Genomic DNA, 11,717 nt, shown 5'->3' on the forward strand with positions numbered 1-11,717 from the left:
CGACTCTATCAGATCTTTCCGATCCGATTTCCTCGGTGCTTTCCAGGTTCCCGCTTCCGCGTTTCCCTTTCCGGCGGTTCCGACTTTATCAGAAGTTTCAGGCCGGACTGACCGGCCACTCATTTCCGATTCATCGGGAGAGGCTTCAATGGAATCAGCGATTCAAGAAGCAAGTAGATGTTCACTGTGGCTGGTCCGGGGCTAGAGCCCATCTCCAGGCAACTGTTCAAATCTACCTCCTCACACTTGCCGTGTCAACGGCCCCTGTGGGGCGAAGAGGAGACTAGCAGCTGAACGGAGGTGGTCGCACATCCGGTGGTGGGCGGGACGATCAGGCTGCAGTGGGGACCGTCGCGCTGCGTTCCATTGCCTCGACGTCACCGGTCCCTCCCGCACGGACGGCACGGCCGCCCAGGACGTAGACGTAGGCCAGGAAGGCCACTTCGGCGGCGACCCCGATGGTGATGCGAGCCCAGGTGGGGAGGCCGGACGGAGTGACGAAGCCTTCGATGGCGCCGGAGACGAAGAGGACGAGGGCCAGACCGATGGCCATGCCTATGGCGGCGCGGCCTTCTTCCGCGAGCGCCGTCCGCCGCGTCCGGGGGCCGGGGTCGATGAGAGTCCAGCCCAGGCGCAGGCCGGTGCCGGCCGCGACGAAGACCGCGGTCAGTTCGAGGAGGCCGTGCGGGAGGACCAGGCCCAGGAACGTATCGAGTCGACCGGCCGAGGACATCAGGCCTACGCCGATGCCGAGGTTGAGCATGTTCTGGAAGAGGATCCAGAGGACCGGGAGTCCCAGAAAGACTCCGAGGATGAGGCACAGGGCGGCGGCCCAGGCGTTGTTCGTCCAGACCTGAGCGGCGAAGCTCGCTGCCGGATGGCTGGAGTAGTACGTCTCGTACTGGCCGCCGGGGCGGGTGAGCTCGCGGAGTTCGCTGGGGGCCGCGATGGAGGCCTGCACTTCGGGGTGGGTGCCGATCCACCAGCCAAGGAGGGCCGCGACTGCCGTCGACAGGAGCGCGGTGGGCACCCACCAGTGGCGCGACTTGTAGACGGCGGCCGGGAAACCGTGGACCAGGAAGCGCGCGACATCGCGCCAAGAGGCGCGTCTGGTTCCTGTCACGGCGCTACGCGCGCGTGCCACGAGCTGGCTGAGCCGACCGGTCAGCTGTGGATCGGGGGCGCTGGACTGGATCAGGGAGAGGTGCGTCGCGGTGCGCTGGTAGAGAGTGACGAGTTCGTCGGCTTCGGCACCGTTGAGGCGGCGCTGGCGGCGGAGCAAGGCTTCGAGGCGGTCCCACTCCGCTCGGTGGGCGGAGACGAAGACGTCGAGGTCCATCGGGGTGCCTGCTCCTCGGCTGGTCGTAGGAGGCTCGTCGTGGATCAGCTTGTCGTACTACGGTGCGATGCGCCCTCAGCTTGGCAGACTGGCCCTGTCGGGGGCAGGGCAGGGGAAGGACGGCAGGCGTGAGTGAGCTGGTGACGGGCGAGGCTGTGGCGTTGGAGCTACGCCCAGCGAGGCTGCCCAGCAGGGCGCTGGCCGTGCTGCTCGATCTGGTGGCGGCCATGGCGGTCTACGTCGCGGTGACCATCGCGCTGGTCGTTTCCACGGCGTCGCTCGACGAGGCGGCGCAGACGGCGCTGTCGATCGCCACGTTCGTTCTCGTGCTGGTGGGCGGGCCGATCGCGGTGGAGACGCTCAGTCACGGGCGGTCGCTCGGGAAGATGGCGTGCGGGCTGCGTGTGGTGCGGGACGACGGGGGCCCGATCCGGTTCCGGCATGCGCTGGTGAGGGGTTTGATCGGTGTGATCGAGATCCTCATGACCTTTGGGATCGTTGCCTGCATCGCCTCGTTCGTGTCGGCGCGTGGACGCCGGCTGGGGGACGTGTTCGCGGGGACGCTCGTCGTGCGGGAGCGCATTCCGGTCACGCGGACCGGTTTCGTGCCGCCCCCTCCGCCCTGGCTGGCGGGGCGGTTCTCGGGACTCGATCTGTCCGCGGTACCGGACGGGCTGTGGCTCGCCGTGCGGCAGTACCTGACGCGCATGCAGCAGTTGGACCCGCAGGTTGGCTGGTCGATGGCGGAGCGGCTGGCGTCGGATCTCGCCGAGCGTACGGGCGCTCCGGTGCCGCAGGGTGTGCCGCCGGCGGCGTATCTGGCTGCGGTAGTGCAGGAACGGCAGGCGCGGGAGGCCCGGCGGGCTTTCGGGAACGGTGCGGCCGAGGCGGCAGCGTCCGATGCGGCTCCGGCTCCGGCTCCGGCGGCGATCGGCCCGGTGGGTACGGGCGAGGCTCCGGCAGCGGGCAATGCCCAGGCCGTAGGAGAGGCCCCGGTTGCCTATGCGTGGCCGGTCGGGGCGCCGGAGGTGGTGTCCGAGCCGTCCGGCGAGGAGCGGCGGCCCGCGGAGTCACCGGGGGCTTCGGCGGGCGAGCGGCCCGGCACTGGGTTCGTGCCGCCGGCGTAGCGGAGGGCGGAGCGGCCGCTCGGGCGGCTGCCCGCTCAGGTGAACACCGACGGCGGTGACTCCAGGTCTTCGAGCTCGATGCCGGGTGCCGCGAGCACCACGTCCCCGGCGATGTGCACGGTGTGCTGCTCGCCCGTGTCCAGGGCTGTGACCTGGTATTCGTCCACGGTCAGGGGGCCGTTGTCAGTGGCGTGTGCTTCGCTTCTCAGCAAGGTCCAGGACTGGTCCACGGTGCGCGGGGCGAGAACCGGGTCCGTGAAGGCGACGAGGCGTACGCGGGTGGCGGCATCTGAGGGGGTGAGGCTTAGGAGACGGGCGGTGGCGACGAGAAATGCGGGGGACGTGCCGGTGAAGGCGTGGGCGCGCACATTGCCTTCGGTGGCCTCCGTCCCGGTCGGATCGGTGCGGACCCAGGTCACGCCGTCGAGGGCGGCGCCGCGTACTTGCCAGGCGGCGGCGTGGAGTTCGAGGCGGAGGGGGCGGCCCAGTTCGTCGAGGGTGAGGTCGACGGAGCCGTGGTGATCGCCTGTGGGGGTGGTCAGCTGGGAGACGTAGCGCCAGCCGGAGGGGCCGGGGGCGCACTGGAAGTGTTCTTCTGCGAGGGGGGTGTGATCGTGCGGATCGTGGAGCGAATAGCGGCCGCGGGGCATGGGGGTCCTGGGTCTTGACGGGCTGGGCCGGTCGTCGGTCCGTCAAACGGGGCAGGCCCCCGGCACGGGGGTGCGGGGGCCTGCCTCGGAGATCTGAAACCGGTAGCCGGCTGACCGGCAGCGGTGCTGCTCGGCTCAGTAGCGGTAGTGGTCCGGCTTGAACGGGCCCTCGACCTTCACGCCGATGTACTCGGCCTGCTCGGGGCGCAGCGTCGTGAGCTTCACGCCGAGCGCGTCGAGGTGGAGGCGGGCGACCTTCTCGTCGAGGTGCTTGGGCAGCACGTAGACGCCGGTCGGGTACTCGTCGGGCTTGGTGAACAGCTCGATCTGGGCCAGGGTCTGGTCCGCGAAGGAGTTGGACATCACGAACGACGGGTGGCCGGTGGCGTTGCCCAGGTTCAGCAGGCGGCCCTCGGACAGGACGATGAGCACCTTGCCGTCGGGGAAGGTCCAGGTGTGGACCTGCGGCTTGACCTCGTCCTTGACGATGCCGGGGATCTTGGCGAGGCCGGCCATGTCGATCTCGTTGTCGAAGTGGCCGATGTTTCCGACGATGGCCTGGTGCTTCATCTTGGCCATGTCCGAGGCCATGATGATGTCCTTGTTGCCGGTCGTGGTGATGAAGATGTCGGCCTTGTCGACGACGTCCTCGAGGGTCGCGACCTGGTAGCCGTCCATCGCGGCCTGCAGGGCGCAGATCGGGTCGATCTCGGTGACGATCACGCGGGCGCCCTGTCCGCGCAGGGACTCCGCGCAGCCCTTGCCCACGTCGCCGTAGCCGAAGACGACCGCGGTCTTGCCGCCGATGAGGACGTCGGTGGCGCGGTTGATGCCGTCGATGAGGGAGTGGCGGCAGCCGTACTTGTTGTCGAACTTCGACTTGGTGACGGCGTCGTTGACGTTGATCGCCGGGAACAGGAGGGTGCCGTCGCGCTGCATCTCGTACAGGCGGTGGACGCCGGTCGTGGTCTCCTCGGTGACGCCGCGGATCTCGGAGGCCAGCTGGGTCCACTTCTGCGAGCCGTCCGTGATGGTGCGGGTCAGCAGTTCGAGGATGACGCGGTGCTCGTCGGACTCGGCGGTGTCGGGCGAGGGGACCTTGCCGTCCTTCTCGTACTCGACGCCCTTGTGGACGAGGAGGGTGGCGTCGCCGCCGTCGTCCAGGATCATGTTGGGGCCGCCGGTGGGGCTGTCCGGCCAGGTCAGCGCCTGCTCGGTGCACCACCAGTACTCGTCCAGGGTCTCGCCCTTCCAGGCGAAGACCGGGACACCCTGGGGGTTGTCCACGGTGCCGTTCGGGCCGACGGCGATGGCGGCGGCCGCGTGGTCCTGGGTGGAGAAGATGTTGCAGGAGGCCCAGCGGACCTGCGCGCCGAGGGCGACCAGGGTCTCGATGAGCACGGCGGTCTGCACGGTCATGTGCAGGGAGCCGGTGACGCGGGCGCCGGCCAGGGGCTGCGTCTCGGCGTACTCCTTGCGGATCGCCATCAGGCCCGGCATCTCGTGCTCGGCGAGGGTGATCTCCTTACGGCCGAACTCGGCCAGGGAGAGGTCGGCGACCTTGAAGTCCTGCCGGTTGTCGACAGTCGTCATTGCGAGCTGCTCCTCGGGGTTGGGGCGAGGTGGGTACGGCTGGTCTGCACGGCGGCGGACACAGGAGTGCCCGGAAGAGGACACAGGCATGCCCGCGTACGCGCAGCGCAGTCCGTCGGAGGCCCTCTCTCCCTCGGCCGGTCCGCATAGGGACCGCCCGACCGCCATCAGCAGCGACGTCTGGCTCCGTCCCAAGCTACACCGGGGGCGGGGGCGAACCCCAGCCCGCCCGCGAATCCCTCAAGTGATCGTCCGGCGGGTCCGGGGACGGCGACGGGGCCCGCCGGATGGTCCGGCAGGCCCCGTGGGCGCGGAGGGTGGAGGTCAGTGGGCCGCGGGGGCCGGGCCTCCCGGGGAGGCCTCGGGGTCGGGGCCCTTTGCCGCCTCGGTCTCGCTGTAGATGTCCGGTTCGAGGTAGATCACGCGGGCGATCGGGACGGCGTCGCGGATGCGGGACTCGGCGGCGTTGATGGCGGCGGCGATCTCGGTCGCCGTGTCGTCGTGCTCGACGGCGATCTTGGCGGCGACGAGGAGTTCGTCGGGGCCGAGGTGGAGGGTGCGCATGTGGATGATGCCGGTGACCGTGGTGCCGTCGACGAGAGCGGCCTCGATCTTCTGGGTCTCCTCGGTGCCGGCGGACTCGCCGAGCAGCAGCGACTTGGTCTCGGCGGCGAGGACCAGGGCGATCAGGATGAGCAGGATGCCGATGCAGAGGGTGCCGATGCCGTCCCAGACGCTGTCGCCGGTGAGCAGGGCGAGGCCGACGCCGCCGAGGGCGAGGATGAGGCCGACGAGGGCGCCGAGGTCCTCCAGGAGGACGACCGGGAGCTCGGGGGCCTTGGCGTGGCGGACGAAGTCCTTCCAGGAGCGCTGGCCGCGCAGGACGTTGGACTCCTTGATGGCCGTGCGGAAGGAGAAGGTCTCGGCGATGATCGCGAAGACGAGGACACCGACCGGCCAGTACCAGTTCGTCAGCTCGTGCGGGTGCTTGATCTTCTCGTAGCCCTCGTAGAGGGCGAACATGCCGCCGACGGAGAAGAGGACGATGGAGACGAGGAAGGCGTAGATGTAGCGCTCGCGGCCGTAGCCGAAGGGATGCTGCGGGGTGGCCTCGCGTTTTGCCTTCTTGCCGCCGAGCAGGAGCAGCGCCTGGTTGCCGGAGTCGGCGAGTGAGTGGACGGACTCGGCGAGCATCGACGACGAGTTACTGAAGATGAACGCCACGAACTTCGCTACCGCGATCGCGAGGTTGGCGGCCAGTGCCGCCACGATCGCCTTGGTGCCGCCTGACGCGCTCATAGGTTCGCGTTGTCCCTTCGTACGCCGTTCCTGGGCCCAGGGCGCGGCGTTGGTGCGGCGCCCGTGACTTTGCCCGTGCTTGACGGTGGGCCATTGTTGCAGCCCGCTGCGTGTGCGGTGTTTCAGGTCACCGGCACGAGGGGCGTCGAAACGGTCAGGCGACGACCGTTGCCCGGAAGAGCGTTCCCGTTCCGGACACTTCGGCCTTTTCGCCGGCCGGTACGAAGACGGACCGGCCGGGGGTCAGGTCGTGCTCGCCGGCCCTCACGGTGCCGGCCGTGCAGAGCAGGATCTGGGGGGTGGGCCGGGTGAGGTCGTGGGCCGTGCCGGCTTCGGGCAGGACGTAGCGGGAGAGGCGGAACTCGTCGATCGGGGTCTCGTAGACCTCCTCGCCGTCGGGGGAGGCCTCGGGGCGCAGGACGCCGGGGTCGCTGGGGAGGAAGCGGACGATGCGCAGGAGTTCGGGGACGTCGACGTGCTTGGGTGTCAGGCCGCAGCGCAGGACGTTGTCGGAGTTGGCCATGATCTCCACGCCGAGGCCGTTCAGGTAGGCGTGCGGGACGCCGGCGCCGAGGTAGAGGGCCTCGCCGGGCTGGAGCCGGACGTGGTTCAGCAGCATCGCGGCGATGACTCCGGGGTCGCCCGGGTAGTGGTGGGCGATGTCGGCGTAGGGGGCGTAGGCGCCGCCGAGGCGGGTGCAGGCGGTCGCCGTCTCCGCGACGGTGCGGGACATGTCGTCGGGGTCGGCGGTGAGGATCGCCGTGAGGACCTCGCGCAGGGCGGCGTCCTCGGGGTGGGCGTGCAGCAGGTCGACGTAGGGCTTGAGGGAGTCGACCCCCAGGTCGTCGAGCAGGGCTGCGGCCTCCAGCGGGGCGCGGAAGCCGCACAGGCCGTCGAACTCGGTGAGGGCGCAGATCAGTTCGGGCTTGTGGTTGGCGTCCTTGTAGTTGCGGTGCGGGGCGTCCACGGGGATGCCGCGGCGTTCCTCGTCCGCGTGGCCCTCCTGCGCCTGCGCGAGGTCGGGGTGGACCTGGAGGGAGAGCGGGGCGCCCGCGGCGAGGATCTTGAGGAGGAAGGGCAGCCGGGGGCCGAACTTGGCGACGGCGGCGGGTCCGAGTTCCTTCTCGGGGTCGGCGCCGATGACCTCGACGAGTGTGCCCCGGCCGGTGCGCGAGGGCGCGCCGGGGTGGGCGCCCATCCACATCTCCGCCTGTGGTTCTCCGGTCGGTTCGACGCCGAGCAGCTGCGGTATGGCGGTCGGGGAACCCCAGGCGTAGGGGCGGATGGTGTTGTCGAGGCGGTCCATGGGGTTCTCTCTGCGTGTGCGGGGGTGCGGGCGCGTCAGGGTGTCCCGGGCAAGGTCAGGCCCTCGAAGCGAGCGCCAGGTAGACCGCGGCGAAATCCGTGATGGCGATCAGTTCCGCGAGGGTCTCCAGTTCGCCGCCGGCCTCCGGTTCCAGCTCGCTGATCGGTGTGTCGTGGCTGAGGGCGAGGTCGCGGGCGCCGGGGGCGGCGGTGAGGCCGCCGATGGGGCGGTCGCGGAGCAGGACCACGCGCGCGTGCAGGGCGGGTGGTTCCTCGACGCGGTCGCGGAAGAAGTCGCCGGGGTCGGCGCTGGCGGCCAGCGGTCCCGCGAGCAGGGCGCCGTGGGCGGCGAGCGCCTCGGGGAGTTCGGCGACGACCGCGGGGGTTCCGGACAGTTCGGCGAGGGCGGCGGCGAAGCGCCGGCCGGCCGGACCGGCCGAGACGCCCTCCGTCCAGACGATCGGGAGTGCGTCGGCGAGTTCGGCGGCCAGGGTCTTGGCGGCGTTGCTGTACGTGGCGATGGCCGGGCCGCAGCGTTCGGCGACCTTGTCGAGGCGGTCGGCGACCTTGCCGAGGGCGTCCGGCGGGGCGGTGAGCACGCCGGTGCGGTCCAGGAGCGCGAGCAGCGGGGTGAGCAGGGCCCACAGGACGCCGGGGGCGGACGCGGCGAGGGGCTCGTCCTGGTCGTACGGGGCGGTCGCCATGGGGACGAACATGCCGTGAACGCCGGCGACTGCGTCGGCGAGCGGGGTACTGCCGGGGGCCACGGCGACGACGGTGCAGCCACGGCGGTAGGCCTGCTCGGCGAGGAGGGACAGCCCGGGTTCGGTGCCGTCCGGGGTGGTGATCAGCAGGAGGTCCACGGAGCCGACCCAGCCGGGCAGTTCCCACCGCAGGGCGCCCGCGGCGGGAGCGACGCCGGTGGGGGCGAGGCGGGTGACCGGGCTGCCGGGGCCGGCGAGCGTGCCGATGAGGTCGGCGGCGTGGGTGGCGGCGGCGCCCGGGCCGGCGATGAGGACCGCGCGGGGGCGGCCGTCCGGCTTGAGGTCGCCCACGCCCGCCTCGGCGGCGTGGCGGGCGGCCGTGCGGACGCGCGCGCCGGCTTCTGCGGCGCCGCGGAGCAGCCCGCGGTGGTCGGCCTCGGCGAGGCCCTCCGGGGAGTCGAGCAGCGATTCGTCGAGCATGGGCGGCAGCTTCCCATCGCCGGGGTCCGTTGTCTGGGTGTCCTGGATCGTGCCCGCTGTGCCGCGGGCTATGTGCACCGCGGCGTCGCGCCGGGGGCGGGCGCCCCGCCGGTCACGCGGGGCGGCGGGCCTCGTCGACGAGGAGGACGGGGATGCCGTCGCGGACGGGATAGGCCAGGCCGCAGCTGCCGTCGGTGCAGACGAGTTCGGCTTCCTGCTCCTTGAGGGGGGCGTGGCAGGCGGGGCAGGCGAGAATTTCGAGGAGGCCGGATTCGAGGGGCATGGGTGAGGTTCCTCCGGGGTGCGGGCGCTTGGGGTTCCTTTCACTATGCCCGTCCGGGGCGCGCGACCTGATCGGACACTCACAGTGAAAGGACCCCTGGGGGTCGTGCCTGGTCAGGTTACCGCCGGTGGGGGTGGGGCTCAGCTCCTGATGATCGCCAGCACCTCGTCCCGCACCCGGGCCATCGTCGCGGCGTCCCTGGCCTCCGCGTTCAGGCGCAGCAGCGGCTCGGTATTGGACGGGCGGACGTTGAACCACCAGTCGGTGGAGGAGACCGTGAGGCCGTCGAGCTCGTCGAGGGTGACGCCCTCGCGGGCCCCGTACGCGGAGCGGATCGCGGCGAGGCTGGCCTGCTGGTCGGCGACCGTGGAGTTGATCTCGCCGGAGCCGGCGTAGCGGTCGTACTGGGCCACGAGGGAGGAGAGGGGGCCGTCCTGGCCGCCGAGGGCCGCCAGGACGTGGAGGGCGGCCAGCATGCCCGTGTCGGCGTTCCAGAAGTCGCGGAAGTAGTAGTGCGCGGAGTGCTCGCCGCCGAAGATCGCGCCGGTGCGGGCCATCTCGGCCTTGATGAAGGAGTGGCCCACGCGGGTGCGGACCGGGCTGCCGCCGTTCTCCTCGACGACCTCGGGAACCGACCAGGACGTGATCAGGTTGTGGATGATCATGCCCTTGCCGCCGTGCCGGGCCAGTTCGCGGGAGGCGACCAGGGCGGTGATCGCCGACGGGGAGACCGGTTCGCCGCGCTCGTCGACGACGAAGCAGCGGTCGGCGTCGCCGTCGAAGGCGAGACCCAGGTCGGCGCCCTCCTCGCGGACCCGCTTCTGCAGGTCGACGAGGTTGGCCGGGTCGAGGGGGTTGGCCTCGTGGTTGGGGAAGGTGCCGTCCAGCTCGAAGTACATCGGGACGAGCGTCAGCGGCAGGCCGGCGAAGACCTCGGGGACCGTGTGCCCGCCCATGCCGTTGCCCGCGTCGACGACGACCTTCAGGGGGCGGACGGAGGTCAGGTCGACCAGGGAGCGCAGGTGTGCCGCGTAGTCCGACAACGTGTCGCGGCCGGTGATCGTGCCCGCCTTCGCGGCCGGCTGCGGGGCGCCGGACCCGCTCCATCCCTCGACCAGTTCGCGGATCTGCGCGAGGCCGGTGTCCTGGCCGACCGGGGCGGCGCCCGCGCGGCACATCTTGATGCCGTTGTACTGGGCCGGGTTGTGGGAGGCGGTGAACATGGCGCCCGGCAGGTTCAGCGCGCCCGAGGCGTAGTACAGCTGGTCGGTCGAGCAGAGGCCGATCTCCGTCACGTCCGCGCCCAGTGCGGCCGCCCCGCGCGCGAAGGCGCGCGACAGGCCCGGTGAGGAGGGCCGCATGTCATGCCCGGTCGTGATGGCGCTCGCGCCGGTGACCCGTACGAAGGCCGCTCCGAAGAGCTCGGCCAGGGACTCGTCCCACTGGTCGGGGACGACTCCGCGTACGTCATACGCCTTCACGACCTGCGACAGATCAGCAGCCACGGCCAACCTTCCTGGAAAAGTACTGTCGGACCGCCCAAACTACCGTTCCTCATCAGTGAGCAGGAGTGAGTCTTGGACCCATACCCGGCCACTGCGGACATCCCGAACGGTTAGGGCAGCATCCGGTCCAGGACCGGGGTGCTCCGGCCGACCACGATCAGGCTCATCACCAGCAACAGGCCGAGGCACCACGGCAGCACCTTGCGCAGCAGGTCGCCCTCTCGGCCCGCCGGTGCGACGGCCGCCCTGGGGTGGGGTCAGTTGTCGGGCGACCGCAGGACCCGCAGATGGCCGCGTCGCGCGACCTCCCTCGGGTCGGCCCCGCGGCCCGCGCCGCCGGCCTCGGCCGCCCGCTGCTGGGGGCGGGCCGCCTCACGCACGGCGTTCGCAAGCGCTTCCAGGTCGTCGCCGCTGGGGCGGGCCGGGGCCGAACCGTCGAGGAGCCGGACGACCTCCCAGCCGCGCGGGGCGGTGAGGCGCTCGGAGTGCTCGGCGCACAGGTCGTAGCAGTGGGGTTCGGCGTAGGTGGCGAGCGGGCCGAGGACCGCGGTCGAGTCGGCGTAGACGTACGTCAGCGTCGCGACGGCGGGACGGCCGCAGGCGGTGCGCGAACAGCGACGTACAGGGCTCACGACGTTGGACGGTACCGCACTCTTGAGCGGGCCGCGACGACTCTCCATCAGGTCACTCCCCCGTGTCGTGCTGTGAAACGCCCCACACACCCCTTTGGGTGCACCTTGCTGACCTGCCGGGACGTCGCTGCCCTGAGTACCGAACGGTGCCGCAAGCGGTCAAGAGTCAACACAAAACCCTCAATTGCCGCGAGGTCACCGGTCTCGGCGGGATACGGATTTGAGCCCAACCTTGGCTTGAATGGTCATGTAGCGACATGCCGTGCGGCACGGCCGAAAGCCGTCCGTGCCGCCCTGCGGTGCCGGGCGCGAGGGCGCGGCGGGGACTACCCTTCACCAGTGATGGACAAGCCCGTAACGCCCCGTGCCGCCGCCCCCGGGCCCCGCCGTCGTGATCGCCACGGACGGGGCATGCGCGGCCCCATCGCACCGCCGCAGGTGCCGCTCGCCGCGAGCCGCGCGGAGGCGTTCGCCGATCTGGTGCAGGACTCCGTGGAGCGCCTGGAGCGGCGGTGGCCGCAGCTCGCCGACATCGACTTCCTGGTCCTGGAGGTGCCGCGGCTCGACGGGCCAGGCCAGGCCTGGAACGACGAGGCGGTTCCCCTCGGCGGCACGATCAGCGCACGCGAGGGCCGCCCCGCGCGTGTGGTCGTCTACCGGCGGCCGGTCGAGATCCGCACCAAGGGGCGCGACGAGCGGGCGGCGCTGGTGCACGAGGTCGTCGTCGAGCAGGTCGCCGAGCTCCTCGGGCTGACGCCGGAGACGGTAGACCCGCGCTACGGCGAGGACCAGGGCTGAGC

11 protein-coding genes are annotated in these 11,717 nt (G+C 71.1%); 2 read left to right on the plus strand and 9 right to left on the minus strand.

The features are described 5' to 3' along the window. Positions 1-331: 331 nt before the first annotated feature. On the minus strand, positions 332-1,339 hold the full coding sequence (locus ACFY9S_RS39040) for a stage II sporulation protein M (RefSeq protein ID WP_391138641.1): 1,008 nt from the start codon (positions 1,337-1,339) through the stop codon (positions 332-334). Positions 1,340-1,467: 128 nt separating this feature from the next. Here ACFY9S_RS39040 and ACFY9S_RS39045 point away from each other — a divergent pair, with 128 nt between their 5' ends. Continuing rightward, positions 1,468-2,466 carry an RDD family protein gene (locus ACFY9S_RS39045; protein WP_391138643.1) on the plus strand — a complete coding sequence of 333 codons (999 nt, stop codon included), beginning with the start codon at positions 1,468-1,470 and terminating at the stop codon, positions 2,464-2,466. 35 nt (positions 2,467-2,501) lie between these two features. Here the strand turns inward: ACFY9S_RS39045 and ACFY9S_RS39050 are convergent, their stop codons facing one another. From ACFY9S_RS39050 to ACFY9S_RS39085, 8 genes are all read right to left on the minus strand, one after another. Next, complete coding sequence (locus ACFY9S_RS39050; RefSeq protein ID WP_391138645.1) at positions 2,502-3,116, minus strand: hypothetical protein; 615 nt, start codon at positions 3,114-3,116, stop codon at positions 2,502-2,504. Positions 3,117-3,251: 135 nt separating this feature from the next. Continuing rightward, complete coding sequence (ahcY, locus tag ACFY9S_RS39055) at positions 3,252-4,709, minus strand: adenosylhomocysteinase (protein WP_391138647.1); 1,458 nt, start codon at positions 4,707-4,709, stop codon at positions 3,252-3,254. Positions 4,710-5,033: 324 nt separating this feature from the next. Further along, positions 5,034-6,008 carry a cation diffusion facilitator family transporter gene (locus ACFY9S_RS39060; protein ID WP_391138649.1) on the minus strand — a complete coding sequence of 325 codons (975 nt, stop codon included), beginning with the start codon at positions 6,006-6,008 and terminating at the stop codon, positions 5,034-5,036. A 154-nt stretch (positions 6,009-6,162) separates the two neighbouring features. After that, positions 6,163-7,314, minus strand: a complete 1,152-nt coding sequence (gene manA / locus ACFY9S_RS39065) for a mannose-6-phosphate isomerase, class I (RefSeq protein ID WP_391138651.1) — start codon at positions 7,312-7,314, stop codon at positions 6,163-6,165. A 55-nt stretch (positions 7,315-7,369) separates the two neighbouring features. Continuing rightward, the gene (locus ACFY9S_RS39070) at positions 7,370-8,497 is read right to left on the minus strand and encodes an SIS domain-containing protein (protein ID WP_391138653.1); all 1,128 of its coding nucleotides are present in this window, start codon (positions 8,495-8,497) and stop codon (positions 7,370-7,372) included. 112 nt (positions 8,498-8,609) lie between these two features. Continuing rightward, positions 8,610-8,780 carry a Trm112 family protein gene (locus ACFY9S_RS39075; protein ID WP_102910892.1) on the minus strand — a complete coding sequence of 57 codons (171 nt, stop codon included), beginning with the start codon at positions 8,778-8,780 and terminating at the stop codon, positions 8,610-8,612. A gap of 140 nt (positions 8,781-8,920) precedes the next feature. Then, a complete protein-coding gene (locus tag ACFY9S_RS39080) occupies positions 8,921-10,285 on the minus strand; it encodes a phosphomannomutase/phosphoglucomutase (RefSeq protein ID WP_391138655.1) in 1,365 nt (454 codons plus the stop codon). A gap of 257 nt (positions 10,286-10,542) precedes the next feature. Next, on the minus strand, positions 10,543-10,965 hold the full coding sequence (locus tag ACFY9S_RS39085; protein ID WP_391138657.1) for a DUF3499 family protein: 423 nt from the start codon (positions 10,963-10,965) through the stop codon (positions 10,543-10,545). A gap of 294 nt (positions 10,966-11,259) precedes the next feature. Between ACFY9S_RS39085 and ACFY9S_RS39090 the strand changes: the two genes are divergently transcribed. After that, a complete protein-coding gene (locus ACFY9S_RS39090) occupies positions 11,260-11,715 on the plus strand; it encodes a metallopeptidase family protein (RefSeq protein ID WP_078885356.1) in 456 nt (151 codons plus the stop codon). The last annotated feature ends 2 nt before the right edge of the window (positions 11,716-11,717 follow it).

This window comes from Streptomyces sp. NPDC012474 (assembly GCF_042955185.1).
In the GTDB taxonomy this organism is placed as follows: Bacteria; Actinomycetota; Actinomycetes; order Streptomycetales; family Streptomycetaceae; genus Streptomyces; species Streptomyces cahuitamycinicus.

Excerpts from the sequence above, each read along its gene's own strand:
- ACFY9S_RS39040 (WP_391138641.1), bottom strand. The coding sequence starts at position 1,339 with ATGGACCTCGACGTCTTCGTCTCCGCCCACCGAGCGGAGTGGGACCGC.
- ACFY9S_RS39050 (WP_391138645.1), bottom strand. The coding sequence starts at position 3,116 with ATGCCCCGCGGCCGCTATTCGCTCCACGATCCGCACGATCACACCCCC.
- ahcY (WP_391138647.1), bottom strand. The coding sequence starts at position 4,709 with ATGACGACTGTCGACAACCGGCAGGACTTCAAGGTCGCCGACCTCTCC.
- ACFY9S_RS39060 (WP_391138649.1), bottom strand. The coding sequence starts at position 6,008 with ATGAGCGCGTCAGGCGGCACCAAGGCGATCGTGGCGGCACTGGCCGCC.
- manA (WP_391138651.1), bottom strand. The coding sequence starts at position 7,314 with ATGGACCGCCTCGACAACACCATCCGCCCCTACGCCTGGGGTTCCCCG.
- ACFY9S_RS39070 (WP_391138653.1), bottom strand. The coding sequence starts at position 8,497 with ATGCTCGACGAATCGCTGCTCGACTCCCCGGAGGGCCTCGCCGAGGCC.
- ACFY9S_RS39075 (WP_102910892.1), bottom strand. The coding sequence starts at position 8,780 with ATGCCCCTCGAATCCGGCCTCCTCGAAATTCTCGCCTGCCCCGCCTGC.
- ACFY9S_RS39085 (WP_391138657.1), bottom strand. The coding sequence starts at position 10,965 with ATGGAGAGTCGTCGCGGCCCGCTCAAGAGTGCGGTACCGTCCAACGTC.
- ACFY9S_RS39090 (WP_078885356.1), top strand. The coding sequence starts at position 11,260 with ATGGACAAGCCCGTAACGCCCCGTGCCGCCGCCCCCGGGCCCCGCCGT.